The sequence below is a fragment of the Klebsiella sp. C360 genome, assembly GCF_048822415.1.
GTDB lineage: Bacteria > Pseudomonadota > Gammaproteobacteria > Enterobacterales > Enterobacteriaceae > Klebsiella > Klebsiella quasipneumoniae.
Genome location: NZ_JBMEZZ010000001.1, coordinates 938,962 through 962,596, shown reverse-complemented (window position 1 = coordinate 962,596; position 23,635 = coordinate 938,962). Strand labels below are relative to the sequence as shown.

Below are 23,635 nucleotides of genomic sequence, written 5' to 3'. Positions count from 1 at the left end.
CTCAGCGCCCCCGGCGGAGGGCGCTGGCGATTAGCGGGCAATAAACTGATATTCCGTCAGGCTGACGTACTCCTGGCCTGGACGTAACACACAGTCCGGCTGCGGCCATTCCGGATGATTCGGCGAATCCGGCAGGAATTCGCTCTCCAGCGCCAGCCCCTGCCAGTCGGCGTAGGGTTCCGTCGTCTGCGACGGGGTGCCGCCGAGATAGTTGCCGGAATAAAACTGTAGCGCCGGAGCGGAGGTATAGACCGTCATCTGCAGCTTACCGTCCTGCGACCAGACCTGCGCCGCAGGTTGACTGGCGTCGCCTCTGGCGTCCAGCAGGAAGGCATGGTCGTAACCCTTTACCTTTTGCTGATCGGCATCCGCGAGGAAGTCGGCGGCGATGGTTTTCGGCTGGCGGAAATCAAAGCTGGTGCCGGCGACGTCTTTGAGTCCGCCGCCCGGGATACCATCGCTTTCCACCGGCAAATAGCGATGGGCGAGGATCTGCAGCTGGTGCTGGCGCACGTCGCCCTGGTCACCGTCGAGGTTGAAATAGACGTGATTGGTCATGTTCACCGGGCAGGGTTGGTCCACGGTGGCGCGATAGGTAATCGCGATGCGGTTATCGTCGGTCAGACGATAGTGCGCGGTGGCCTGCAGAGTGCCCGGAAAGCCTTGATCGCCATCGGGCGAGGTCAGGGCGAACAGCGCTTCCTGCTCGTCAGCGCGGACGATGCGCCAGCGGCGTTTATCAAAACCTTCCGGGCCGCCGTGAAGCTGGTGGCCCGCGTCGTTTGACGGCGTGACGGTGACGAGCTGGCCGTCAAGCGGGAAGCGGCTATTGCCGATACGGTTGGCGTAGCGGCCTACCGAGGCGCCAAGAAACGCGGCCTGGCGGGCATAGTCTTCCAGCTTTGCGCAGCCCAGCAGCGGATGGCGCACGCTGCCATCGGCCAGCGGCACCTCGGCGCTGAGCAGCGTCGCGCCCCAGTCCGCCACGGTGACGGTCATCCCCGCCTTATTGCGCAGGGTTACCTGCTGCCATGGCTGGCCGTCCGGCGCCAGCGCGGTAGTTTGCGTTACCATTGACCAGCCCCCTGTGACGGTTTGCAGACATAAAACGTCTCTTTAATTCCGGTTTTCGCTTCATACTCGTTGGCAACGGCCTGCTGAACGGTATCGACCAGATCTTCCGGGACCAGCGCTACCACACAGCCGCCAAAACCGCCGCCGGTCATGCGCACGCCGCCCTTATCGCCGATTGTCGCCTTGACGATCTCCACCAGGGTGTCGATTTGCGGGACGGTGATCTCGAAATCATCGCGCATCGAGGCGTGGGATTCGGCCATCAGCTCGCCCATCCGCTTCAGGTCGCCTTTTTCAAGGGCGCTGGCGGCTTCCACGGTGCGGGCATTCTCCGTCAGCACATGACGTACCCGCTTCGCCACCACCGGATCCAGCTCATGGGCGACAGCGTTGAATTGCTCAAGGGTGACATCACGCAGAGCGGGCTGCTGGAAGAAGCGCGCGCCGGTCTCGCACTGTTCACGACGGGTGTTGTACTCGCTGCCGACGAGGGTGCGCTTAAAGTTGCTGTTGATGATCACCACCGCCACGCCTTTCGGCATCGAGACGGCTTTGGTGCCCAGCGAGCGGCAGTCGATCAGCAGCGCATGGTCTTTTTTGCCCAGCGCCGAAATCAGCTGATCCATGATCCCGCAGTTGCAGCCGACGAACTGATTTTCCGCCTCCTGGCCGTTGAGGGCGATTTGCGCGCCGTCCAGCGGCAGATGGTAGAGCTGCTGGAACACGGTGCCGACGGCAACCTCCAGCGAGGCTGAGGAGCTTAAGCCCGCGCCCTGCGGCACATTGCCGCTGATCACCAGATCCGCGCCGCCGAAGTGGCTGTTCCGCTGTTGCAGATGCTTCACCACGCCGCGGACATAGTTCGACCACTGCTGGGTGTCGTGGCTGAGAATCGGCGCGTCGAGAGAGAATTCGTCGGTCTGATTGTCGTAATCGGCGGCAATCACCCGCACGGTACGATCGTCGCGCGGCGCACAGCTGATCACCGTCTGGTAGTCGATGGCGCAGGGCAGCACAAAGCCGTCGTTGTAATCGGTATGCTCGCCGATCAGGTTGACGCGGCCTGGCGCCTGAATGACATGGCTGGCCGGGTAGCCGAAGGCCTCAGCAAACAGGGTTTGGGTTTTCTCTTTCAGACTCATCATTACACTCCGGATTCACGAAAATGGACGTCGCTGACGGCGCGCAGTCGTTCGGCAGCTTGCTCGGCGGTGAGATCGCGCTGCGTTTCGGCCAGCATTTCGTAGCCAACCATAAACTTGCGGACCGTCGCGGAGCGCAGCAGCGGCGGATAAAAGTGGGCGTGAAGCTGCCAGTGGTTATGGTCTTCATCGTTAAACGGCGCGCCGTGCCAGCCCATGGAGTAGGGGAATGAGCACTGGAACAGGTTGTCGTAACGGCTGGTCAGCTTTTTCAACGCCAGCGCCAGATCGCTGCGCTGGGCGTCGGTTAAATCGGTAATACGCTGCACGGGCGCTTTCGGCAGCAGCAGCGTTTCGAACGGCCACGCGGCCCAGTAGGGCACGACCGCCAGCCAGTGATCGGTGTCGACCACCGTGCGGCTGCCGTCGGCCAGTTCGCGCCGGGCATAGTCCAGCAGCATCGGCTGGCCCTGGCTGGCGTAATACGCTTTCTGCAGACGGTCTTCCCGTTCCGCTTCATTAGGCAGGAAGCTGTTGGCCCATACCTGACCGTGCGGGTGTGGGTTGGAGCAGCCCATCGCTGCTCCTTTGTTTTCAAAGACCTGCACCCACGGGTAGCTTTTCCCGAGGTCCGCGGTCTGTTCCTGCCACGCTTTAACCACGCCTTCCAGCGCTTCAATGCTCAGTTCCGGCAGCGTTTTGCTGTGGTCTGGTGAGAAGCAGATCACCCGACTGGTGCCGCGCGCGCTTTGGCAGCGCATCAGCGGATCGTCACTCTCCGGGGCATCCGGGGTGTCGGTCATCAGGGCCGCAAAGTCGTTGGTAAACACGTAGGTGCCGGTGTAATTCGGATTCGTGTCGCCGGTGACCCGGGTGTTGCCCGGGCACAGGAAACAGTCCGGATCGTGGGCCGGCAAGGTCTGTTTTGCCGGCGTCTCCTGCGCTCCCTGCCAGGGGCGCTTGGCGCGATGCGGAGAAACCAGAATCCACTGCCCGGTTAACGGGTTATAACGACGATGCGGATGGTCAACGGGGTTAAATACGCTCATGAAGGTTCCTTAGTCTGGATAACCCTGCGGATGGCGGGACTGCCAGTTCCAGGTGTCCTGCGCCATTTCGTCCAGGTTGCGCGTCACGCGCCAGTTCAGCTCGCGGTCGGCCTTGGCGGCATCCGCCCAGTAGGCCGGGAGGTCGCCATCGCGGCGCGGCGCGAAATGGTAGTTAATCGGTTTGCCGCAGGCCTTGCTGAAAGCATTGACCACGTCGAGCACGCTGCTGCCGACGCCGGCGCCAAGGTTGTAGATATGGACCCCGGCTTTGTCAGCCAGTTTTTCCATGGCCGCGACGTGGCCGTCGGCAAGGTCCATCACGTGGATATAATCGCGCACGCCGGTGCCATCTTCGGTCGGGTAGTCGTTACCAAACACGGCCAGCGATTCGCGACGGCCAACGGCGACCTGGGCGATATACGGCATCAGGTTATTCGGGATCCCCTGCGGGTCTTCGCCCATGTCACCCGACGGGTGGGCGCCGACCGGGTTGAAGTAGCGCAGCAGCGCAATGCTCCACTCCGGCTGCGCTTTTTGCAGGTCGGTCAGGATTTGCTCCACCATCAGTTTGCTTTTACCGTAGGGGCTTTGCGGGGTGCCGGTCGGGAAGCTTTCGACATACGGGATTTTCGGCTGGTCGCCGTAGACGGTGGCGGAGGAGCTAAAGATGAAGTTCTTCACGCCCGCGGCGCGCATGGCGGAGACTAATTTCAGTGTGCCGGTGACGTTATTATCGTAATATTCCAGCGGCTTGGCGACGGACTCCCCGACGGCTTTCAGCCCGGCGAAGTGGATCACCGCTTCAATGGCGTGATCGTGGAGGATCTCGGTCATCAGCGCTTCGTTACGAATATCGCCTTCAATAAAGGTGGCTTCTTTGCCGCCGAGACGCTCAATCACCGGCAGTACGCTGCGCTTGCTGTTGCAGAGATTGTCGAGGATCACCACCTCATGCCCCTGCAGCAGCAGTTGAACGCAGGTATGACTTCCAATGTAACCGCTACCACCTGTAACCAGAACTTTCATGATTCGCTCCATTCGGCTTATCGTGTATGAGGAAGATAGCATATCAAAGAAGTGAAAAGTGTGACACAGAACAAGTTAGTGGAATCGTTTACATTCGGGGGTGAAACAGCATCGTTTAATATATTTTTTTTAAAATACATATTGTTAGGTGAGTAAGGCGCTATTTTTCTGAAAAATACCAGGGATCTTGCGATCCCCGGCAGGGGGCGTCAGGCCACGGGGCCGAGCTGATAAGTGTAACCGTCTCCACTGGGAACGAACGCCAGGCGATGGGTAATACAGTCCGGGGCATCTTCCGCATGGTGCGAGACAAACATTAGCTGCGTGGCGCCTTCGCCAATCAGGACGTCGACGAAGCGGCGCACCAGCTGGCGATTGAGGGGATCCAGCCCCTGCAGCGGTTCATCAAGGATCAGCAGGGTTGGATGCTTCACCAGCGCGCGGACGATAAGCGCCAGCCGCTGCTGGCCCCACGACAGGCTGTGAAACGGCGCGTCGGCGGTGCGCTTATCGATGCCGAGAATATCCAGCCATTGCTGCACCAGCTTATGCTGTTTATCCGACACCGCCTGATAAATGCCGATCGAGTCAAAATAGCCCGACAGAATCACGTTGCGGACGTTGGTGCTGACCCGGTAGTCCAGATGCAGGCTGCTGCTGACGTAGCCGATATGCTTTTTAATATCCCAGATGGTCTCGCCGCTGCCGCGCCGACGGCCAAAGAGGGTGAGATCGTTGCTGTAGCCCTGGGGGTGATCGCCGGTGATAAGGCTTAAGAGGGTGGATTTACCCGCGCCGTTGGGGCCGACGATCTGCCAGTGTTCGCCGGGGTTCACGGTCCAGGAGAGGTGGTTGATGACCGGGCGATCGTTGTAGGAGACCACCCCGTCATTGAGGACGATACGCGGCGCCGTCTCCGTCAGCGTATGGCGGGCCGGTGGGGCATCCGGCTCCGGCAGGGTGATACCGTCCAGTTTTTCACTGTGCGCCAGCTGGGCGACCAGCGCCTGCTGCAGCAGAGCGTGCTTCTCGCCGGTCTCGCTGAGGAGGCAGTCAGCCAGCACGCCGGCGTATTGCACAAAGTCCGGGATCTCATCGAAACGGTTGAGCACCAGCACCAGGGTGATGCCGGCGCGATGCAGGTCGGCCAGCAGGGCGGCCAGCTGCTGGCGGGAGTTGACGTCGAGGCCGTCGAACGGCTCGTCGAGGATCAGCAGTTGCGGATCGCTCATCAGGGCCTGGCACAGCAGGGTCTTACGCGTTTCGCCAGTGGACAGATACTTAAAGCGGCGGTCCAACAGGGCGCTGATGGCAAACTGTTCGGCAAGCTGCGCGCAGCGGGCCGGATCTTTCACCTCATCCTGAATAATCTCCGCGGTAGTGCGTCCGGTATCTTCTTCTCCGGGGCTGAGCAGGTCGGTGTTATTGCGCTGCCACTCGTCGCTGACCAGCTTCTGCAGCTGTTCGAAGGAGAGGCGGGTTACGCGGGAGAAGAGGCTTTCGCGCTGGCCGCTGAGCAGGGTCAGGTCGCCGGCCAGGGCCCGTGCGAGGGCGGATTTGCCGCTGCCGTTGCTGCCGACGAACGCCCAGCTTTCACCCGCCGCCACGCTCAGGTGGTCTATTTTTAAGGTTTTTGTATCGCTCAGGCGAAACGTGCCTTGCGAAATTTGCAATGATGACATGATGTATCCCATTTTTTGCAGCGATGTGCATCAGGGATACGACGTCAGGCGCGCAATGTCAATGGGGTCAGCATAACGTAGCGAGAATGATGCGATCGGCGTTGAAGTAAGCGATCGCCTCCGTCCCTTCCGTCAGGCCAGAGGTCTGGGCCTGCGGCAGGGTGGCGCACAGGGTCTGGCCGTCCGCAAGGGTCATCAGCACTTCGCACTGCCCGGAGCCGCATTCGATATGGCTGATGCGACCCGACAGCTGGTTCTCGGCCTGGCGGGCCACCGCTGGGTCGAGGGTGATGCCAACCCAGGGCGCTTTCAACAGGACCAGCACCTCCTGGCCCTCATCGAGCCCCAGCTTTTCAGCGCTTTGGGCGGTAATGGCGACGTTCAGGCGGGTCTGCCCGTCGGCCAGCAGCACCTCGACGTGCTGCTGCACCTGCTGGCGATCGCGGCCGGTGATAGTGCCGAACCACTGGTTGCGGGCGCTGGTCTGCAGGGAAAAGCGCGAGATGGCCGCCAGCAGGCTGTCCAGCGGCAGGGCGTCGTCATCGCTGAGCACATCAAACGCTTTCTGCTGGATCTGCGCCAGCAGATCGTACAGTTGGATCAGACGCTGCCCGTAGCGGGTCAGCACCGCGCCGCCGCCGCCTTTGCCGCCGGTGGCGCGATCCACCAGCGGCTGTTCGCTGAGCTGGTTCATCTCGTTAATGGCATCCCACGCGCTTTTATAGCTGATACCCGCGTGCTTCGCCCCCTGGCTTATCGAACCGGTCTGGTCAATCTGTTTGAGCAGGGCGATCCGCCGGGGGTCGGCAAACAGGCGCTGCTGAAGCTTAAGGGTGAGAAGAATTTCGGCCTGCATAATCGTTTCCTGACAAAAAAGCGTATTGTGACCGATAGTCACCCCGTTGCAAAACCTCTCTGCGCGGTTTGTCATTAACCACCGCACAAATGGGGCGTGTTTTTTCGGCTGAAACCGTTACAATCAGGGAATCATACTATCTGGAGTGAACCATGTTAGAGCTTTTGAAAAGTCTGGTTTTTGCGGTCATCATGGTACCGGTGGTGATGGCGGTCATCCTGGGATTGATTTACGGTCTTGGCGAAGTGTTCAACCTCTTCTCCGGCGTCGGCCACAAAGATCGCAGCCAGCAAAATCATTGATTTCCCGGCGCCCGGTTTAACCGGGCGCTGTGCTATTTCCCTCCTGTATCATTTCCCTTCATTTTATTGTCCTGCGTCACTATAAAAACGCTTCGCATATCGTTATATTGTCGAGTACATAACGCATTGACAGGAGATTCAGATGACAGGTTCTTGGTTACGCGGGGTGGTCGGGGTATCGCTCACGCTGTGCATCGCGGGTCAGGCGCTGGCGGCAGAAGGGAAAGTGACCGTTTTCGCGGCCGCGTCGTTAACCAACGCGATGCAGGATATCGCCCAGGCGTATAAGAAAGCGAAAAACGTCGAGGTCGTCTCGTCGTTTGCCTCGTCGTCGACGCTGGCGCGGCAGATTGAGGCAGGCGCCCCGGCGGACCTGTTTATCTCCGCCGATCAAAAGTGGATGGATTACGCGGCAGACAAAAAGGCCATCGATCCGGCGACCCGCGCCACCCTGCTTGGCAACAGCCTGGTAGTGGTGGCGCCGAAAGCCAGCGCGCAGGGGGCGATAACCATTGATGAGAAAACCGACTGGACCAGCCTGCTGAAAGGGGGCCGTCTGGCGGTGGGCGATCCGCAGCATGTTCCGGCAGGTATCTACGCCAAAGAAGCGCTGCAAAAACTGGGCGCCTGGGAGACCCTGTCGCCGAAGCTCGCCCCGGCGGAAGACGTGCGCGGCGCGCTGGCGCTGGTGGAGCGTAGCGAAGCGCCGCTGGGCATCGTCTACGGATCGGATGCCGTGGCCAGCAAAGGGGTGAAAGTGGTTGGCACTTTCCCGGAGGCGTCGCATCAGAAAGTCGAGTACCCGCTGGCGATTGTCGATGGCCACCGCAATGCGGCCGTGAGCGCTTTCTATGACTACCTGAAAGGGCCGGAAGCGTCGGCGATTTTTCAACGTTACGGATTTACCACCCGCTGATGTTTCTGAGCGAACCCGAATGGCAGGCGGTGCTGCTGAGCCTGAAAGTCTCCTCCCTGGCGGTGGCCCTGAGCCTGCCCTTTGGCATCTTTTTTTCCTGGCTGCTGGTCCGCCGCACCTTCCCCGGCAAGGCGCTGCTCGACAGCCTTCTCCATCTGCCGCTGGTGCTGCCGCCGGTGGTGGTGGGGTATCTGCTGCTGGTGGCCATGGGGCGGCGCGGGTTTATTGGCAGCTGGCTGTATGACTGGTTCGGCATCAGCTTTGCCTTCAGCTGGCGCGGGGCGGTGCTGGCGGCGGCGGTGATGTCTTTCCCGCTGATGGTGCGCGCCATCCGCCTGGCGCTGGAGGGGGTGGACATCAAACTGGAGCAGGCGGCGAGAACCCTCGGGGCCAGCCGCTGGCGGGTATTTTTCACCATTACGCTGCCGCTGACTCTGCCGGGAATTATTGTCGGCACGGTGCTGGCCTTCGCCCGCTCGTTAGGGGAGTTTGGCGCGACCATCACGTTCGTCTCCAATATTCCCGGTGAAACGCGCACCCTGCCTTCGGCGATGTACACCTTGATCCAGACCCCGGGCGGGGAGGGGGCGGCGGCCCGCCTCTGCCTCATCGCTATCGGTCTGGCGCTGGTCTCGCTCTTGATTTCAGAATGGCTGGCCCGCGTGAGCCGCCAGCGAATGGGAGGATCATGATGCTCGAGCTGGACTTCACCCAGACCCTCGGCAGCCACTGTCTGCAGATCCGTGAAACGCTGCCCAGCAGCGGGATCACCGCCATCTTTGGCGTCTCAGGCGCCGGGAAAACGTCGTTGATCAACGCTATCAGCGGCCTGACCCGGCCGCAGGTGGGGCGGATCGTCCTCAACGGCAGGATGCTGAACGACACCGCGCAGCGTATCTGCCTGGCGCCGGAGCAGCGGCGGATCGGCTATGTATTTCAGGATGCGCGCCTGTTTCCCCACTATAAAGTGCGCGGCAATCTGCAGTACGGAATGGCGAAATCTATGGTCAGCCAGTTCGATAAGCTGGTGGAACTGCTGGGAATTGCGCCCTTGCTGGATCGGCTGCCGGGCCGGTTATCCGGCGGCGAAAAGCAGCGCGTGGCTATCGGCCGCGCCCTGCTGACTGCGCCGGAGCTGCTGCTGCTGGACGAGCCGCTGGCCTCACTGGATATTCCGCGCAAACGCGAACTGTTGCCCTATCTGCAGCGGCTGGCGCAGGAGATCCATATTCCGATGCTCTACGTCAGCCACTCGCTGGACGAGATCCAGCATCTGGCCGATCGCGTGCTGGTGCTGGAGGCCGGTAAGGTGAAGGCTTTCGGTCCGCTGGAGGAGGTCTGGAGCAGCAGCGTGATGCACCCCTGGCTGCCGGCGGAACAGCAGAGTACGATCCTCAGCGCCACCGTCGCCGCGCAGCATCCGCAGTACGCGATGACCGCGCTGACGCTGGGGGATCAAATGCTGTGGGTTAACCGGCTCGATCGTCCCGCCGGGGAGAGCGCGCGGATCCGCATCCAGGCGTCGGACGTCTCGCTGGTGCTGGCCCAGCCGTCCGCAACCAGCATCCGCAATATCTTACGCGCCGAGGTGGTTCAGTGTCTGGAGGTCAACGGGCAGATTGAGGTTCAGCTCAGGGTGAGCGGCCATCCGCTGTGGGCTCGAATCAGCCCGTGGGCGCGAGATGACCTGGCGATAGCGCCAGGCCAGCAGGTATTTGCCCAGATCAAAAGCGTGTCGATTGCCGCCTGATCACAGAAGCTGACGGTAGATAAACTCGGCGATGCTGGCGGACTCATTGTCGCCGATGACCACGTTGGCGCGGGCTTTGACGTCGTCCACCGCGTTACCCATCGCCACCCCGGTGCCTGCCGCTTCCAGCATACTCAGATCGTTGTAGTTATCGCCGAAGGCCACCACGTTCTGCATCGACAGCCCCTGGTCAGCGACCCACTGCGCCAGGCGTTTGCCTTTGCTGTTGCCGGCGCGAGCGATATCCACCTGGTCGTGCCACGACCATTCGCACTCGAGGCCCAGCGTCTCGCCGACCTCCTGCGCAAAGCGCTGCAGACGGGGAATGTCGTCGTCGGTGAGGGCGAATTTCCATACCGCCTTGACCTCGCGGACCGCCTGCGCCAGCGAGTCGACCTGGCTGAAGACCGGGCGCTGATCCTCCGGTAACGCCTGCGCCCAGTTGCGGGTGCGGATCACATGCCCGGTGGGCTGTTCGTAAAGCATCGCGTCATCCACATAGGCCAGGCCGTGGATCTGCTGTTCGGCGAGCATGGCGGTGAGGCTTACCGCGTGTTCCACCGACATAGGATCGGCCGCCAAAACCTTTTTTGCGTGATAATCATACAAATAAGTGCCATTACAACAAATTGCAGGTGTATCGAGAGCCAGTGCCTGATAAAAAGGATGAATAGCGACGTGATGACGTCCGGTAACGACGATCACCTGGTAGCCCGCCTCTCTGGCGCGGGCCAGCGCTTCCAGCGAAGCGGGCAGGATGGTTTTTTTGCTGGTGAGCAGGGTGCCGTCTAAATCCAGGGCAATCACGCGTGTTGTCATGTGTTATTTCCGGTTGATGTTGAAAAGTGACCTGGCCATGATGGTACACCGCCGTGGCGTCAGGACCAATTTTTCCACATCTGCCGTGAATGTCTGTATGCCCTTTGTGCCGCCGTCCGTCGGTAATTCGGCGGGCGATGCGAGTATCATGGGCGGATGTCTTATAATTTTCAGGGTGCAGTTATCCTGAAAATGAAAAATCCACGTGCAGTGAGGGAAGGAGTAGTCATGAAACAAACCGTTTATACCGCCAGCCCGGAAAGCCAACAAATCCACGTCTGGAGTCTTGAAGCGGACGGCAAACTGACGCTGGTGCAGGTGGTTGATGCCCCGGGGCAGGTCCAGCCGATGGTGGTCAGCCCCAATAAGGAGTATCTGTACGTTGGCGTTCGTCCGGAGTTTCGCGTGTTAGCTTATCGCATCACGCCGGATAACGGGGCGTTGACCTTCGCAGGGGAAGCGGCGCTGCCGGGCAGCCCGACCCACATCTCTACCGATCATCATGGTCGCTTTGTCTTCAGTGCCTCTTACAATCAGGGCTGCGTCAGCGTGACCCCGCTGCAGGATGGTCTGCCGGGCGAAACAATCACCGTGGTGGACGGGCTGGAAGGCTGCCACTCGGCCAATATCTCCCCGGACAATCGTACCCTGTGGGTGCCGGCGCTGAAGCAGGATCGCATCTGCCTGTTTACCCTCAGCGAGGATGGTTTCCTCTCCGCCCAGGAGCCAGCGGAAGTCACCACCGTCGAAGGGGCGGGTCCGCGCCACATGGTGTTCCATCCGAACCAGCAGTATGGTTACTGCGTCAATGAGCTGAACAGCTCAATTGACGTCTGGGAGCTGAAAGACCCGAATGGCAATATCGAATGTGTACAAACGCTGGATATGATGCCGTCTGATTTCACCGGCGTGCGCTGGGCGGCGGATATTCATATCACTCCGGACGGTCGTCACCTGTACGCCTGCGATCGTACCGCCAGCATCATCACGGTGTTCAGCGTGTCGGAAGATGGCAGCGTGCTGGCGGTGGAAGGCTATCAGCCGACCGAAACCCAGCCGCGCGGCTTTAATCTCGATCACAGCGGTAAGTATCTGATTGCCGCCGGGCAGAAGTCGCACCATATCGCGGTGTACGAAATTACCGGCGAGCAGGGACTGCTGCAGGAGAAGGGGCGCTATGCGGTCGGGCAGGGGCCGATGTGGGTGGTAGTCAACGCCCACTGATCCGTCAGGCGTAAATGAAAAAACCTCGCGTCAGCGAGGTTTTTTTTAACAGAGCGGACAGGCTCTGTCGGAAAGGGGTTGCCCTGGCGGGCCTGAAGCGTGACGGCCTTAGATATCGTCCATGGTGTAGCCGACGACAATCTCCAGCGTTTTACGGATCACGTCTGCGGTCACCACGTCATCGGTGCTTTCCAGCGCCTGAATCAGCCATAAAATAATGGCCTTATTGTTCAGGTGACCTTCTGACTGGAGAATACTGTTAATGGCCAGCGACATCACGGCGGACTCATCAACCAGCTTATCACCGGCGTTACGGAAATAGTCGGAGAGCGCGGTGTCCTGCAGTCCTGCGTAAATATCGGGTTGCTGATGCATAGTCTGTCTCATCACATTCTCACTCTGTGTTATTCACCACGGTTAGGATACTCAGTGGATCTTTTTACCTTCCGGCGCCATGGCGCTTTGCGCCGGCGATCCTCGGGTTTCCCAACGGCCATTGATTTTCTTTACCTGCAAAGGCGCTTGCTTCCGCTGACGGGCAAGCTTCGCGCAAATTTCTTCAATCACGGCAGCGATAACCTTTCTTCGCTGTCGGTCTGACTCTGTCGCCTGCATCAACCGAAGTCGAACCAGCAGGGTCGGGGTGGTAATAGGGCGATTCGTTTTCAGAAGCGCGAGTACCGCCTCGCCGATGATCTCATCGGTGATTTCCTCAGTTTCACTGCTATTCATAACCGTCTCACTGCATGCCACTCTCTCCCTGAATCTGCGAACGGGTATTCAGGTCAGCAGCAGGTTTATGGAAGCGATCGCCCCTCATCTGCTACTGCGGTTGCAACAGGCGACGATCGATGACGTTATTCCTGATCGGCAAACAGCAGACCAATTAAGGTCTGATAGTGACTCTCTTCCTCGGGGGCACGGGCCCGATCGAGGCGGCTCAACAGTTTAGTGCACAGCGCCTTGCGGTTGAGATGACGCCCTTCGTTGAGAATATCCATCACAATCTGACCCAGCGTTTCCTGCTGGGAAGGTAACGATGCTTTGTTGAAATACTGGGCAATTGCGTTCGCTGTATCTGGAATGTAACCATTCTGCTGCATATCTGCTCCTTACATTTCACTCATCTGTTAACTGCCATTAAACTTATACAATAATTGTTAACCTGTACACACAAAGTTGAACAATAATGATTCAGGCATGGTTAAGTCATTGATTTTTAATAATTTATTTTTATGTGTTTTGTGCGATTCTGGCTTGTAAAGGTAGGATTTAACGGTGCACGTTGTACAAGAAAAGAAATATGAAAAAGCCTTGCACAAAAAAGGGATTTTTAGTGTATCTTTTTTGTTAAGACAAAACGTAGTTTTACAAGACGATTAGCCTGATAACTGCTACTGTGAATGCTTACCCTCCCATCTGGAATCACTATGCTAACCACCATCATTTATCGCAGCCATATTTGCGACAATGTCTCATTCAAATCGATCGAGGCCATGGTTGCCAGGGCAAACGAAAGAAATGGGCAGGCGGACGTCACCGGTATTTTACTTTTTAACGGGACGCATTTTTTTCAACTCATTGAGGGGCCTGAAGAAAAGGTTCAGGATGTTTATCAGCATATTTGCCGCGATCCCCGCCATTATAACCTGGTAGAGCTTCTATGCGATTATGCGCCGTCCCGCCGTTTCGGTAAGGTCGGTATGGAACTGTTTGATTTACGGGAACATGATCGTGAGGAAGTGCTGCAGACGGTGATGGACCGCGGGACCACAAAATATCAGCTCACCTATGACGACCGGGCACTGCAATTTTTCCGCACCTTTGTCGAATCAACGGAAAAAGCGAACTATTTTGAGATTCCTTCCGCTGACAGCTGGGTATTTATCCCCGATCAGAATACTTTCTATCCTGATACGCCGATAATTGACAATAAGGAAAGCTGGTCCTTTGCCTTCCAGCCGATCGTCGACCCTTTCGCCTGCGAAATTATTTCGTGGGAAGCACTGTTACGCACACCGGACGGCCAGTCGCCTGGCGCCTATTTTGCCGGGCTTTCCGGGGACGATATTTATCTCGCCGATCTGCACAGTAAACGCGTCGCGCTGTCGCTGGCCGGGAAATTAGGCTTACGCAATAAGGCGTTAAGTATTAATTTACTGCCGATGACGCTGGTTAAAGCGCCGAACGCGGTGGGTTTCCTGCTCGATCAAATTCAGCGTAATGATCTTATTCCTGAACAAATTATTGTCGAGTTTACCGAACGGGAAGTGATTTCGCGGATGGATGATTTTACCGATGCGGTGCGAAAGCTAAAAGGGGCGGGCATCAATCTTGCCATCGATCACTTCGGCGCAGGGTTTGCCGGGCTGTCGCTGCTGGCGCAATACCAGCCCGACAGAATTAAAATCGACCATGAGCTGATCCGCAATATCCACCAGGATGGACCGCGTCAGTCAATTGTACAGGCGATTATCAAATGCTGTTTTTCGCTGGAGATTGCGGTCTCTGCCGTCGGCGTTGAGCGTGCTGAAGAGTGGATGTGGCTGGAATCAGCCGGTATTTCGCAGTTTCAGGGGAATTTGTTCGCCAGCGCGCGCCTGGGGGGCTTACCCGCCGTCGCCTGGCCGGAAAAAAAATAATCCACCGCGAAATCAGCCAACTATTTTTTCATCTTTTTCCCAAGCGCTGTGAGCCACAACCTGTTATCTTTATCTGTACAAGAAAATAGAGTTGTACAGGATGCCTGAATTCGTTAGTTTAGGTATTAAAGTATCAGGTTGATGTGAGGCTGCTATGGCGTTTTACAGTATCGGTGAAGTCGCCGAACGTTGCGGAATCAATCCGGTCACACTGCGCGCCTGGCAGCGTCGTTACGGTCTACTGAAACCGCAGCGTAGCGAAGGCGGGCATCGGCAGTTTGATGAAGAAGATATCCTGCGCATTGAAGAGATCAAGCGCTGGATCGAGCGCGGCGTATCCGTCGGGAAAGTCAAAGCGCTGCTGGAGGGTAACCTGCCGGCGGCGCGCGACGAATCCGCGCATCTTCAGGAAGAGATGATGTCCATTCTGGGTTATATGCAGCCCGCCAGAATCCGTGCCAAATTACTGGCGCTAAGCCATCAACACCCCGTCGACACGCTCATCGACAGCCTGTTAGTGCCGGTACGTCAGCGTCTGAAGCTCGATCAGAATACCTCTCTGGTGATTAGTAGTTTGCTGGATGGTCTGCTGATTGACTGCGTGGCGCTGTTTCTCGCCGAAGCGCGTAAAAAGAACGGCAGGGAGACGCTGCTGGTGGGCTGGAGCAATGAGGACAGGACGCGTCTGTGGCTGGAGGCATGGCGTCTTTCCCAGCGCGGCTGGCACGTCAACGTCCTCGCCGAACCGCTGGAGTCGCCGCGGCCCGAGCTGTTCCCCGGGCAGCATATCTTCGTCTGGACCGGACGCGCCGCCACCCCTCTCCAGGAAGAGCTGCTCAGCCACTGGCAGGAGCAGGGCTTCAGCATCCATTTTCACGGTAATAATTAATCGCCCCGATCCGCAAAGCAGACCGGGGCTAACGCGCAGGGTTACAGGTGGATCTGGCTCCAGGATTTAAAGGTTTCGCTGCGGCTGATATTAAAAAAATCGGTCCTACCGCTACAGCCGAGCTTTTTAATCAGATTCAGCCGGATCTGATAAATGGTTTTAATATGCAGATTCAGCGACCGGCCAATGCTGGCGACCGCTTCGCCATTGCTGATAAGTTGAATCACTTTCTTTTCCCGCTCGGTAAACTGCACCGAGGCGCCCGGCGCCGGGTGGGTTTTATAGTAGCGGGTTGGCTGGTGCAGAAATATCTTTAACTCTTCCGGCGTTGAATTGGCCGGTAAGCGCAGCATAGGCAGTTCACTAAGAAAATTAAGATCGTTGCCTTCGGTTAACAGAATAAATAACGTATCCCGACGATTATAGTTGTGCTGCAGTACCGCGAAATAATTGTCGCTGGTAAAGAAAACATGTTTTTTGCGAAAGTAAGATGCCGGCAGACTATTCAGGATCAGCGACATCCCATAGAGAAGAAAACGATTATCAAACCACAGATCGTAATGTTCAGTACGATAGCAGGTATTATGGTGTGACATTTTATTTGCCTCAGTTAGCCGATAGAGACCCAGGCGTGCCGGCACCGCAGGCTTAAGCCTGCTGCCAGCTCCGCGAGTTTAATTAATGATGAGGTTTGCTGTACAGCATATCCAGCGCCTGCAAATAGAGGTCGGAGAGTATTTCATTACTTTCCGTTTTCAGGCGATGCTGAATTTCCGTAATCATCCGCTCATTATTTATCGTTCTGTGCTGCTTAATGAGCGTATTTTCAATATTCTTCATCAGGGCCGAATTGAAGACAAACTCTGCTGGAATGGTATTTTTAATATGCATAGCTCGAACTCTCCCACGTATAACGCAAACTGACAATAAAAGTCGCTACGTACCATCGGTACGCGCCAAGTCACGAACAGGAAATGCAAAACCAGGAACCACCGCCTGACTTGCCGCGCCACCGTTAAACATCCCCGCTTCGTTGCGCAACAAGCAGTTAACACTCCAAACTATAGACGGTGATCCCATTATGTACAACTTTTTTCAGAACTATATGTACAACAGAACGGCTGATTTTTAGTTTGTATTTTTAGTTATTGATTTTAAATGGTTTAATTGCTTGCATAACTTGTACATAAAAGCCGGTTTGTGCAGGATCCACCTGTAAAACTAGCGGGAAGAGGCTGACGACAGGCGTGAGCTCAATGGGAAGGTATTGTGCTGGCTGGCGTGTTGGATGAAATCGCGCCGACGCAGGAAGGGGTACACAGCAACTCTGTCGTCGACAGGTGGCTTTCTTCCGCGTCGGACGCTGATCATAGCGGATATCAGGTGAGGTTTTGTCTGTTTTTTGCACAATCAGGTAAAGAGCAACACATCGGCCATTTCGTTAACGCTTCGGTCGGTTTGTTGGCGGATAAGGCGTGTGCTACGCTTTTTACTAGCGATGCGATGGTTCGGCATCGTTATCTTTCCCCCATTTCCCTGTCGGGTCTTTTACCCCTGTCACGACCGGTAAATACGGCAAAGGCAGTCTGTCTATGGACAGGCGTAGAGGTGTGAGGAGGGGAAATGCGCGGTAAAAGCGTGATGCTCCTGGCCGGGTTAGCGACTCTCGCGCAGGCGAAAGAGATTAACCTCTATTCGGTGAATACCGGTTCCTATGTTTACCATCTGACCAATAATCACGGTCAATATACTGAGAATTTCGAGAACCACTTTTTCTCGGTGGAGCGGAAATTCTCTGACGACTCGAAATACAGCCTGCTGATTGGTACCATGAATAACAGTTTCGACGATCGCTGTCTGGCGCTGGGGGTGAGAAGAGACTGGTACCACAACGGCAGCGGGTGGACCTTCAAAGGCGTTTACGGCTATACCGGCGAATTCTTCTTCGACGCCTTCGAGCATTGCGGCGATCATGGTTCCTATAAAGATTTTAAGGACGCCACCGGGATCGGCTTTTCACCCTATATCTACCATGCTATCCAGTACAACTTTACCGACTATTTCGCCCTTGAGAGCGGCATTATTATTCCCAGCGTGTTTGTGATCAGCATCCAGTGGAGCTTCCGCTAAGTTACCGCGTCGCTTGTTACAGGGTTATCACCTTCCTGAGCAGCGTACTGGAGAGCGCGGCGAGGGAAATGAGCACCGACAGGACAAACGTTAGGGCAATCACTCCCAGCTTGGTGGCTAACGAGTGAATAGGGATCAGCATCACCAGCAGGTGAAAAACGGAGTAGTGCAAAATATAGACCCCGGTCATCGCTTTGCTAACCGTCGCCAGCACGGCCTCCTTCAGTTCGCGGTTCTTTTTAAACTGTACGGCGTTAGCGGCGATCACCAGCAGGACGATCAGAATATAAATCTGCGACCCCGTAAGAATGAACGCATTGCGATCGGCTTTAAACAGCGCGAAGAAAAAGTGGCGTTCATAAAACCAGGTAAATAAATAGACAAAGGGCAGGGCGATAATGGCGGCTTTAATCACCCGCGGGTCGCGTATCCACTCCGTGACCCGCGGATCGTTAAACAACTGCCCGGTTAAATAAAAAAGTAGCCACGTCCACAGACGATACTGCGGCGCCAGGCTGAAAAGATGTCTTTCCGGGTAGAGCACCGAGAGCAGGTCGTAACCATAAGAGCAGCACAGTAGCGTCAGGACCACGGAGAAAAACAGACCGCGCCGCTGGCTGAGCCAGGCAATCAGGGGATGGAAGGTATAGATGACAATCAGGGCGAAAATAAACCAGGGCTGGATCAGATAGCCGCGCTGGTAAGGCTCCCAGACATAATAGACCGTCACCCAAAACAGAAAGACGATCACCACGCTTTTAATTTTGCCAATTTGCCAGTTGGCGTCGTGTCGCGTTTGCGCATCAAGATAGCCGGCAACCACAAAAAACAGCGGCGTGGCGATGGTCGAGACAAAGGTCAGCAGCCCGAGGATCCAGTGATAGTCATAATCAAAGCGATCCCAGGTGTTATAGATGGTGAAAAAAGTCACCGCTGTCATACAGCCGAGTGTCTTAATAATGCTCAGACCGGTACTGTTCATCGTTGAGGCGTCATATCCTTATGGTGAAAGCAGGCGTAAATCACCGGCAGAACCAGCAACGTCAGCACGGTGGCGAAGGCCAGACCGAACATAATCACCACTGCCATACTCTGGAAAAAAACATCGCGCAGCAGCGGGGCAAGGCCAAGCACGGTGGTGAAGGCGGTCAGCAGGATCGGCCGCAGACGAGATGTTGCCGCATCAATGATCGCTTGTCGTTGATCTTTCTCCTGTTTTTGTTGCTCTATCTCTTCCACCAGCACAATGCCGTTGCGGATCAGCATGCCGCTGAGGCTGAGAAGGCCGATTAAGGCCATAAAGCCGAAGGGGATGCCGGTCAGCAAAAAGCCGGGCGTGACGCCGATCAGCGCCAGCGGGACGGTCAGCCAGATGGCGACAGCGTTTTTCAGCGAACTGAACATCAGCACCGTAATGATAAACATCACCAGATAGCCAAGCGGCAGGGTCGTGAACAGCCCTTGCTGTGCTTCACTGGAATTCTCGGCATCGCCGCCCCATTCGATGCGATAGCCATGCGGCAGCGTCAATGCGTCAATGCGCGGTTTCACCCGGGCGAGAATATCACCCGAGGTTTGGCCGCTTTGCGGGCTGGGATCGGTCTGGACCGTCAGCACCCGGGTGCGATCCCGGCGGAGAATTAATGGATCTTCCCACTCCAGGGAGAAACCATGGATGACGTTACTCAACGGGATATACTGCTGGCGGCTCTGGCTCCAGACCAGCACGTTATGCAGATGGTTGGCATCCTGTCGCTCCGCTGCCGGCGGCCGGACGATCACTGGCAGCAGATCGGCGCCCTCGCGATATAACCCGGCGCGACTGCCGGAGAAATTCATCTCCAGCGCGTTATCAATGTCCTGTTTATCCACCCCCAGTTCGCGCCCCAGCGCTAGGGAGTACTGCGGGCGGATCACCTTGCTGCGGTTCTGCCAGTCGTTACGCACGCTGTCGGTCGCCGGATCCTCAGCGAGAATATCGCTCACCTGACTGGCCAGCGCGCGCAGCGTATCCGGGTCAGGGCCCTTAATGCGCACTTCAATCGCGCTATCCCCGGAGGGGCCGAACATAATGCGTTTGGTGCTGGCGTTCATCTGCGGGTAGTTTCTGGCGATCCAGGTTTCGACGTGGCGGGTGACGGGGGCGATGCCGCGCTGGTCGTCCATCCGCACCATAATCTGCGCGTAGTTGCTGTACTGCCGCTGGCCGCTGTAGGTAAGAATAAAACGCATACTGCCCTGGCCAATAGTGGCGACGGTGGTGACCACCCCCGGCTGGCCGGCGATCGACCGCTCAATATCGCGGGTCATCTGCTCGGTGGCGTTAATATCGGTACCGTAGGGCAGCCACAGGTCGACAAAGAAAATGGGCGTATTTGATGACGGAAAGAAATTCTGCCGCACGAAGGTGAAGCCCCAGATCGCCGCGGCCAGCAGGGCGCCCATCAGCACCAGGGTCAGGGTCTTTTGCTGCAGCAGTATTCGCAGCGTCTGCTGATAGCCACGGTAAAAGCGGCCGTGATAGGGATCGGCTTTCTCCTCCGGCGCGGCGGCCGGCGGGGTGTGTTTAAACAACCACCACTTAATGAGCACCGGAGTGATGGTCAGGGCGGAGAACCAGCTGAGCATCAGGGAGATCAGCAGCACCTGGAACAGGGATTTGCAATACTCTCCGGTGGAGTCCTGCGAGAGGCCAATCGGCGCGAAGGCGAGGATGGCGATGACCGTGGCGCCGAGTAGCGGCAGAGCGGAGCGGCGGATCACATAGTTAATGGCGCCCAGCAGCGGCGATCCTTGCTGGCGGGCGATCAGCACCCCTTCGACAATGACAATGGCATTATCCACCAGCATACTCAGGGCGATGATCAGCGCCCCGAGGGAGATCCGCTGTAACTCGATCCCCCAGACAAACATGATAAGCAGGGTGCCGAGGACGTTGAGCGCCAGCGACAGGGCGATAATGATCCCGCTGCGTACTCCCATGAACACCAGCAGCACGCCGACCACGATCGCCAGGGCCATCAGGAAGTTGGTAATAAAGCCATTGACCGAGTGGGCGACCTCAGCCGCCTGATCGTAAAAAATGGCGATGTCGATACCCGCCGGTTTGTCGGCGGCCATCTGCTGGAGGCGGGCTTCAAGGGCGTGCCCGACGTCAATGACGTTGACGCCAGGAATAAAAGAGACCCCCATGGTCACCGCCTGGCGGCCGTTGGCATGATAAATACTGGACGGCGAGTCAGTCAGCCCGCGCGACAGCGTGGCAATATCCCGCAGTCGAGTGGTGGCGCTGGCGCCGTGAGGGCTGACCAGCAGATCCCCCAGTTCATCGATGCTCTGAAACTCCCCGGTGGGGTGTAGGCGGATCGATTCGCTGCCAACGCGGATCTCTCCGGCGCTGGACACCACGTTGAGCCGGGTCAGGATAGCGGCGAGCTGGTTGAGCGTGATCCCGCGCGCCGCCATTTTCGCCAGCGAGATATCAACATTGATCTGTTGCGGAATGACGCCGCCGATAGCGACTTTACCGACCCCAGGAACCAGCACCAGCTCCCGACGCAGCTGTTCGGCATAGCGCACCAGCTCGGGGTTGGTAAAACTGTCGCCCGAGATAGCGAAGAAAAAGCCAAACACATCGCCAAAGTCATCGTTGACGAAGGGGGGCACTACGCCAGGGGGGAAAAGTCGGCTGGCGTCACCGACGCGGCGACGTAGCTCATCCCAGATTTGCGGCAGCTCGCTGGAATGGTACTGCGAAGCGATATTCACCGTAATTTGCGATAAGCCATTTGAGGAGATGGAGCTGACGTTATCCAGTGAGGGAAGCTGCTGAATCGCGTTTTCCAGCGGCAGGGTCACCTCCTCCTCCACCTGTTGAGCGGACGCGCCCGGGTAGTGGGTCACGATCACCGCCGTTTTGATGGTGAAGGCAGGATCTTCCAGACGGCCGATATTGAGCAGGGCGAACAGACCACCCACCCCCAGCAGCAGAATGGCTAACCAGACGCGGGTCGGGTTATTAATAAACTGACGGGAAATGTCCATTTATAATCCTCGTTCACGCGTCCAGATCCGCACCGGCTGCCCGGCATGCAGCTCGCTCACGCCCGCCGCGACCACCTCTTCACCCGCGCGGAGACCGTCGGTGATGGCCACTCCCTGCGAGGTCACCTCGCCGACCGTGACCTTGCGCTCCTCAAGAAACCGATGCGCGTTGTCGCCTTTCACCACCCAGACGACCGGTTCATTCTTCGGCCGGTTATCCGGGTTAAACACCGCCTCTACCGGCACCATGAGCGTTTCCCTTCCGGCGCTGGCCGGTAAATTGCCGAGATTGACCGTCACGGTGCCGCTGACCCCGCCGACGGTGGGAAAATCATCCGGCCGCGGCATGGTTAAAATGATCTGCCAGGTAAGGGTGCTGTTGTCGCTGCTGCCGGTATGCTCTTTGTATTCCGCCGTAAATTCGCGGCCCGGCAGGGTATTGATCCTGACGACGGGGCGGTAGGCGGTATTGCGGATATCCAGGGAGGTGAACAGATTTTCGGGAATGCTGAAGACCACATCCAGCAGGTCGGTACGCGTCAGGGTGATCACCGGCTGGCCGGCGGCGACCACCTGATGGTTGCGGATATGCACGCCGGCGGCAATCCCGCCGAAGGGCGCGGTGAGGCTCATTTGCGCCAGCTCTTCACGGGCGATTTTTAAGGCCGCGTTGGCGGCATCGCGATTGGCGCGCTGCACGTCCATCTCCGCCTGGGAAATCGCCTGACGTCCCGCCAGGGTCTGGAAGCGATCAAACTGACGCTGGGCGAGGGTGGCCGCCGTTTGTCGCTCATTGACCCGCTGTTGGGCCTCGCGGGCATTCAGGCGCGCCAGCGTTTGCCCCTGGGCGATGGTCGCCCCCTGGCGAATATCCAGCGATTCCACCTGGCCCCCCCGCTTAAACGACAGCTCGGTGGAGTCGCCAGACTCGATACGTGCCGGAAACGTTCGCTGCTGGGTATTGCCCACGGCGGTCACCTGCGCCACCTTGACCATGCGCGGGGCGGACTCGACGGACGGCGATTTCTGATCGCAAGCGGTTGTAAATAAAATAACAACCGGGATGAGAGAAAAATAACGGTTCACAGTATTCCCCTCAGATTCAGGATTTATTTTACATTTTTATTACGCGGCGCACGCTTATTCGGCGAGGGCGGCGACAACCAGATAGGTGAATAGTCCCACCAGCGTGCAGGCGACAATGGCCAGCGCGACAAATAATCCCAGACGTAACAGGCTATAACCAAACATGATTTTCTCCCTTTACTCCCACCCGAACCGCGAATGTCATTTAATTCGGCCCCCACGGTGACCACCGGACATTCGGAGCGGCACTCCTGCTTGTAATCAGCATAGTCGGAGAAAAGGTGAAGTGTTAAAAAAGAGCATACCGCGAGCGGCAGCGGCACTGTTGGGGAAAACGCAGGAGATCTGCAGGGAATATATGGTTTTTATAATATTTTTCAGTCTATTAATCCGTCATTTTCTAATGTTAATTTTCCTGTGCTACGTTTAATAACATCTATTCCGCTCGCCGCTTCTGTTGTTGAGATTTCGTTCCTCCCCAAGTATGGGGTTATTCATCACTACGCATTGTATTGGTAATAAAAGGATTATCTCATGTATAAAAATATCGTTGTTCCCGTTGACGTGTTTGATGCAGGCCTGGCCGACAAAGCCCTCTCTCATGCGAAATTCCTCGCCCAGCATTCTTCCGGGCAAATTCATCTTGTCCATGTCATTCCGGCATTCTCTCCGGTGTTAACGCGCGGATTTATCTCTGATGCGCAAAAGATGGAAGACCATTTGATTAATACCGCTAAGGAAAAACTGACTGAGCTGGTCAAAAAAAATGGCCTTGCGGAAGACGCCAGCCATCTTTATGTGCGCAGTGGCAATGTTCGCGATCAAGTGATTGCTCTGGCCGATGAGCTACAAGCGGACGTGGTGATTGTCGGTTCGCGCAATCCGGGGATTCAGACTCACCTGCTGGGCTCGGAAGCGGCCAATATCGTGCGCTATGCCCATGTACCGGTTTTCGTTGTGCGCTGATGACGGCGGGATGTTGTCCTGACTTCCGCTTCAGAAAT

The 23,635-nt window shown here is 57.1% G+C and carries 24 protein-coding genes; 9 read left to right on the top strand and 15 right to left on the bottom strand.

Features of this window, described 5'->3' with window-relative positions; all coding sequences use genetic code 11:
• Nucleotides 1–30 precede the first annotated feature (30 nt).
• The 6 genes from galM to modE form a co-directional block, all read right to left on the bottom strand.
• Nucleotides 31–1,074 (bottom strand): galactose-1-epimerase, encoded by a 1,044-nt coding sequence (gene galM, locus ACOI7D_RS04795; protein WP_049013646.1) that lies wholly within the window; start codon nt 1,072–1,074, stop codon nt 31–33.
• Nucleotides 1,068–2,216, bottom strand: a complete 1,149-nt coding sequence (gene galK / locus ACOI7D_RS04790; protein ID WP_032455171.1) for a galactokinase — start codon at nt 2,214–2,216, stop codon at nt 1,068–1,070. Before galK ends, galM begins: the two co-directional genes overlap by 7 nt.
• Nucleotides 2,217–2,218: 2 nt before the next feature.
• On the bottom strand, nt 2,219–3,265 hold the full coding sequence (galT, locus tag ACOI7D_RS04785; protein WP_101992967.1) for a galactose-1-phosphate uridylyltransferase: 1,047 nt from the start codon (nt 3,263–3,265) through the stop codon (nt 2,219–2,221).
• A gap of 9 nt (nt 3,266–3,274) precedes the next feature.
• On the bottom strand, nt 3,275–4,291 hold the full coding sequence (galE, locus tag ACOI7D_RS04780) for a UDP-glucose 4-epimerase GalE (protein WP_023288886.1): 1,017 nt from the start codon (nt 4,289–4,291) through the stop codon (nt 3,275–3,277).
• A gap of 209 nt (nt 4,292–4,500) precedes the next feature.
• Entirely contained in the window at nt 4,501–5,973 is a 1,473-nt protein-coding gene (modF, locus tag ACOI7D_RS04775; protein WP_109546520.1) for a molybdate ABC transporter ATP-binding protein ModF, read from the bottom strand.
• A gap of 67 nt (nt 5,974–6,040) precedes the next feature.
• Nucleotides 6,041–6,829, bottom strand: a complete 789-nt coding sequence (gene modE, locus ACOI7D_RS04770; protein ID WP_004886029.1) for a molybdenum-dependent transcriptional regulator — start codon at nt 6,827–6,829, stop codon at nt 6,041–6,043.
• A gap of 152 nt (nt 6,830–6,981) precedes the next feature.
• On the opposite strand from modE, the gene ACOI7D_RS04765 reads away from it, so the two are divergent.
• The 4 genes from ACOI7D_RS04765 (at nt 6,982) to modC (ending at nt 9,797) form a co-directional block, all read left to right on the top strand.
• The gene (locus ACOI7D_RS04765) at nt 6,982–7,131 is read left to right on the top strand and encodes an AcrZ family multidrug efflux pump-associated protein (protein ID WP_002895156.1); all 150 of its coding nucleotides are present in this window, start codon (nt 6,982–6,984) and stop codon (nt 7,129–7,131) included.
• Nucleotides 7,132–7,273: 142 nt separating this feature from the next.
• The gene (modA, locus tag ACOI7D_RS04760; RefSeq protein WP_065882476.1) at nt 7,274–8,047 is read left to right on the top strand and encodes a molybdate ABC transporter substrate-binding protein; all 774 of its coding nucleotides are present in this window, start codon (nt 7,274–7,276) and stop codon (nt 8,045–8,047) included.
• Nucleotides 8,047–8,739, top strand: coding sequence for a molybdate ABC transporter permease subunit (gene modB, locus ACOI7D_RS04755; protein WP_023288889.1), 693 nt, complete (start codon nt 8,047–8,049; stop codon nt 8,737–8,739). Before modA ends, modB begins: the two co-directional genes overlap by 1 nt.
• Nucleotides 8,739–9,797 carry a molybdenum ABC transporter ATP-binding protein ModC gene (gene modC / locus ACOI7D_RS04750; RefSeq protein WP_109547560.1) on the top strand — a complete coding sequence of 353 codons (1,059 nt, stop codon included), beginning with the start codon at nt 8,739–8,741 and terminating at the stop codon, nt 9,795–9,797. Before modB ends, modC begins: the two co-directional genes overlap by 1 nt.
• On the opposite strand, the gene ACOI7D_RS04745 is transcribed toward modC, so the two are convergent.
• Complete coding sequence (locus tag ACOI7D_RS04745) at nt 9,798–10,616, bottom strand: pyridoxal phosphatase (RefSeq protein WP_044521692.1); 819 nt, start codon at nt 10,614–10,616, stop codon at nt 9,798–9,800.
• A gap of 228 nt (nt 10,617–10,844) precedes the next feature.
• On the opposite strand from ACOI7D_RS04745, the gene pgl reads away from it, so the two are divergent.
• Nucleotides 10,845–11,840, top strand: a complete 996-nt coding sequence (pgl, locus tag ACOI7D_RS04740) for a 6-phosphogluconolactonase (RefSeq protein ID WP_023288892.1) — start codon at nt 10,845–10,847, stop codon at nt 11,838–11,840.
• A 108-nt stretch (nt 11,841–11,948) separates the two neighbouring features.
• Here pgl and ACOI7D_RS04735 read toward each other — a convergent pair whose 3' ends face one another.
• The 3 genes from ACOI7D_RS04735 to ycgZ form a co-directional block, all read right to left on the bottom strand.
• Nucleotides 11,949–12,215, bottom strand: a complete 267-nt coding sequence (locus tag ACOI7D_RS04735; RefSeq protein WP_004886050.1) for a biofilm development regulator YmgB/AriR family protein — start codon at nt 12,213–12,215, stop codon at nt 11,949–11,951.
• Nucleotides 12,216–12,266: 51 nt separating this feature from the next.
• Nucleotides 12,267–12,572, bottom strand: coding sequence for a hypothetical protein (locus tag ACOI7D_RS04730; protein WP_023288893.1), 306 nt, complete (start codon nt 12,570–12,572; stop codon nt 12,267–12,269).
• 125 nt (nt 12,573–12,697) lie between these two features.
• Nucleotides 12,698–12,943: a regulatory protein YcgZ gene (gene ycgZ, locus ACOI7D_RS04725; protein ID WP_023288894.1), complete on the bottom strand. Its 246-nt coding sequence runs from the start codon at nt 12,941–12,943 to the stop codon at nt 12,698–12,700.
• 327 nt (nt 12,944–13,270) lie between these two features.
• On the opposite strand from ycgZ, the gene ACOI7D_RS04720 reads away from it, so the two are divergent.
• Both ACOI7D_RS04720 and ACOI7D_RS04715 read left to right on the top strand, forming a co-directional pair.
• Entirely contained in the window at nt 13,271–14,482 is a 1,212-nt protein-coding gene (locus ACOI7D_RS04720) for a diguanylate phosphodiesterase (protein ID WP_049013650.1), read from the top strand.
• 154 nt (nt 14,483–14,636) lie between these two features.
• On the top strand, nt 14,637–15,371 hold the full coding sequence (locus ACOI7D_RS04715) for a MerR family transcriptional regulator (protein ID WP_244341701.1): 735 nt from the start codon (nt 14,637–14,639) through the stop codon (nt 15,369–15,371).
• A gap of 41 nt (nt 15,372–15,412) precedes the next feature.
• Here ACOI7D_RS04715 and ACOI7D_RS04710 read toward each other — a convergent pair whose 3' ends face one another.
• Complete coding sequence (locus ACOI7D_RS04710; protein ID WP_017899620.1) at nt 15,413–15,967, bottom strand: helix-turn-helix transcriptional regulator; 555 nt, start codon at nt 15,965–15,967, stop codon at nt 15,413–15,415.
• 82 nt (nt 15,968–16,049) lie between these two features.
• Complete coding sequence (locus ACOI7D_RS04705) at nt 16,050–16,262, bottom strand: biofilm development regulator YmgB/AriR family protein (RefSeq protein ID WP_044521698.1); 213 nt, start codon at nt 16,260–16,262, stop codon at nt 16,050–16,052.
• A gap of 732 nt (nt 16,263–16,994) precedes the next feature.
• On the opposite strand from ACOI7D_RS04705, the gene ACOI7D_RS04700 reads away from it, so the two are divergent.
• Nucleotides 16,995–17,501: a hypothetical protein gene (locus tag ACOI7D_RS04700; protein WP_032455181.1), complete on the top strand. Its 507-nt coding sequence runs from the start codon at nt 16,995–16,997 to the stop codon at nt 17,499–17,501.
• Nucleotides 17,502–17,517: 16 nt separating this feature from the next.
• On the opposite strand, the gene ACOI7D_RS04695 is transcribed toward ACOI7D_RS04700, so the two are convergent.
• The 3 genes from ACOI7D_RS04695 to ACOI7D_RS04685 are packed head-to-tail and all read right to left on the bottom strand — an operon-like array spanning nt 17,518 to nt 22,631.
• Nucleotides 17,518–18,441 (bottom strand): acyltransferase, encoded by a 924-nt coding sequence (locus ACOI7D_RS04695; RefSeq protein ID WP_072199205.1) that lies wholly within the window; start codon nt 18,439–18,441, stop codon nt 17,518–17,520.
• A 38-nt stretch (nt 18,442–18,479) separates the two neighbouring features.
• On the bottom strand, nt 18,480–21,545 hold the full coding sequence (locus ACOI7D_RS04690; protein WP_109546519.1) for an efflux RND transporter permease subunit: 3,066 nt from the start codon (nt 21,543–21,545) through the stop codon (nt 18,480–18,482).
• Nucleotides 21,546–22,631: an efflux RND transporter periplasmic adaptor subunit gene (locus tag ACOI7D_RS04685; protein ID WP_023288901.1), complete on the bottom strand. Its 1,086-nt coding sequence runs from the start codon at nt 22,629–22,631 to the stop codon at nt 21,546–21,548.
• Between the two features lie 534 nt (nt 22,632–23,165).
• On the opposite strand from ACOI7D_RS04685, the gene ACOI7D_RS04680 reads away from it, so the two are divergent.
• Complete coding sequence (locus ACOI7D_RS04680; protein ID WP_109546518.1) at nt 23,166–23,597, top strand: universal stress protein; 432 nt, start codon at nt 23,166–23,168, stop codon at nt 23,595–23,597.
• Nucleotides 23,598–23,635: the final 38 nt, after the last annotated feature.

What these genes read in the sequence shown, in the direction of transcription:
- galT (WP_101992967.1), bottom strand. Translation starts at nt 3,265, where the DNA reads ATGAGCGTATTTAACCCCGTTGACCATCCGCATCGTCGTTATAACCCG.
- ACOI7D_RS04765 (WP_002895156.1), top strand. Translation starts at nt 6,982, where the DNA reads ATGTTAGAGCTTTTGAAAAGTCTGGTTTTTGCGGTCATCATGGTACCG.
- galM (WP_049013646.1), bottom strand. Translation starts at nt 1,074, where the DNA reads ATGGTAACGCAAACTACCGCGCTGGCGCCGGACGGCCAGCCATGGCAG.
- ACOI7D_RS04710 (WP_017899620.1), bottom strand. Translation starts at nt 15,967, where the DNA reads ATGTCACACCATAATACCTGCTATCGTACTGAACATTACGATCTGTGG.
- ycgZ (WP_023288894.1), bottom strand. Translation starts at nt 12,943, where the DNA reads ATGCAGCAGAATGGTTACATTCCAGATACAGCGAACGCAATTGCCCAG.
- ACOI7D_RS04700 (WP_032455181.1), top strand. Translation starts at nt 16,995, where the DNA reads ATGCGCGGTAAAAGCGTGATGCTCCTGGCCGGGTTAGCGACTCTCGCG.
- pgl (WP_023288892.1), top strand. Translation starts at nt 10,845, where the DNA reads ATGAAACAAACCGTTTATACCGCCAGCCCGGAAAGCCAACAAATCCAC.
- ACOI7D_RS04745 (WP_044521692.1), bottom strand. Translation starts at nt 10,616, where the DNA reads ATGACAACACGCGTGATTGCCCTGGATTTAGACGGCACCCTGCTCACC.
- ACOI7D_RS04705 (WP_044521698.1), bottom strand. Translation starts at nt 16,262, where the DNA reads ATGCATATTAAAAATACCATTCCAGCAGAGTTTGTCTTCAATTCGGCC.
- ACOI7D_RS04695 (WP_072199205.1), bottom strand. Translation starts at nt 18,441, where the DNA reads ATGACAGCGGTGACTTTTTTCACCATCTATAACACCTGGGATCGCTTT.
- ACOI7D_RS04715 (WP_244341701.1), top strand. Translation starts at nt 14,637, where the DNA reads ATGGCGTTTTACAGTATCGGTGAAGTCGCCGAACGTTGCGGAATCAAT.
- galE (WP_023288886.1), bottom strand. Translation starts at nt 4,291, where the DNA reads ATGAAAGTTCTGGTTACAGGTGGTAGCGGTTACATTGGAAGTCATACC.
- galK (WP_032455171.1), bottom strand. Translation starts at nt 2,216, where the DNA reads ATGAGTCTGAAAGAGAAAACCCAAACCCTGTTTGCTGAGGCCTTCGGC.
- ACOI7D_RS04730 (WP_023288893.1), bottom strand. Translation starts at nt 12,572, where the DNA reads ATGAATAGCAGTGAAACTGAGGAAATCACCGATGAGATCATCGGCGAG.
- modB (WP_023288889.1), top strand. Translation starts at nt 8,047, where the DNA reads ATGTTTCTGAGCGAACCCGAATGGCAGGCGGTGCTGCTGAGCCTGAAA.
- ACOI7D_RS04720 (WP_049013650.1), top strand. Translation starts at nt 13,271, where the DNA reads ATGCTAACCACCATCATTTATCGCAGCCATATTTGCGACAATGTCTCA.
- modC (WP_109547560.1), top strand. Translation starts at nt 8,739, where the DNA reads ATGCTCGAGCTGGACTTCACCCAGACCCTCGGCAGCCACTGTCTGCAG.
- ACOI7D_RS04690 (WP_109546519.1), bottom strand. Translation starts at nt 21,545, where the DNA reads ATGGACATTTCCCGTCAGTTTATTAATAACCCGACCCGCGTCTGGTTA.
- ACOI7D_RS04735 (WP_004886050.1), bottom strand. Translation starts at nt 12,215, where the DNA reads ATGCATCAGCAACCCGATATTTACGCAGGACTGCAGGACACCGCGCTC.
- ACOI7D_RS04680 (WP_109546518.1), top strand. Translation starts at nt 23,166, where the DNA reads ATGTATAAAAATATCGTTGTTCCCGTTGACGTGTTTGATGCAGGCCTG.
- modF (WP_109546520.1), bottom strand. Translation starts at nt 5,973, where the DNA reads ATGTCATCATTGCAAATTTCGCAAGGCACGTTTCGCCTGAGCGATACA.
- modA (WP_065882476.1), top strand. Translation starts at nt 7,274, where the DNA reads ATGACAGGTTCTTGGTTACGCGGGGTGGTCGGGGTATCGCTCACGCTG.
- modE (WP_004886029.1), bottom strand. Translation starts at nt 6,829, where the DNA reads ATGCAGGCCGAAATTCTTCTCACCCTTAAGCTTCAGCAGCGCCTGTTT.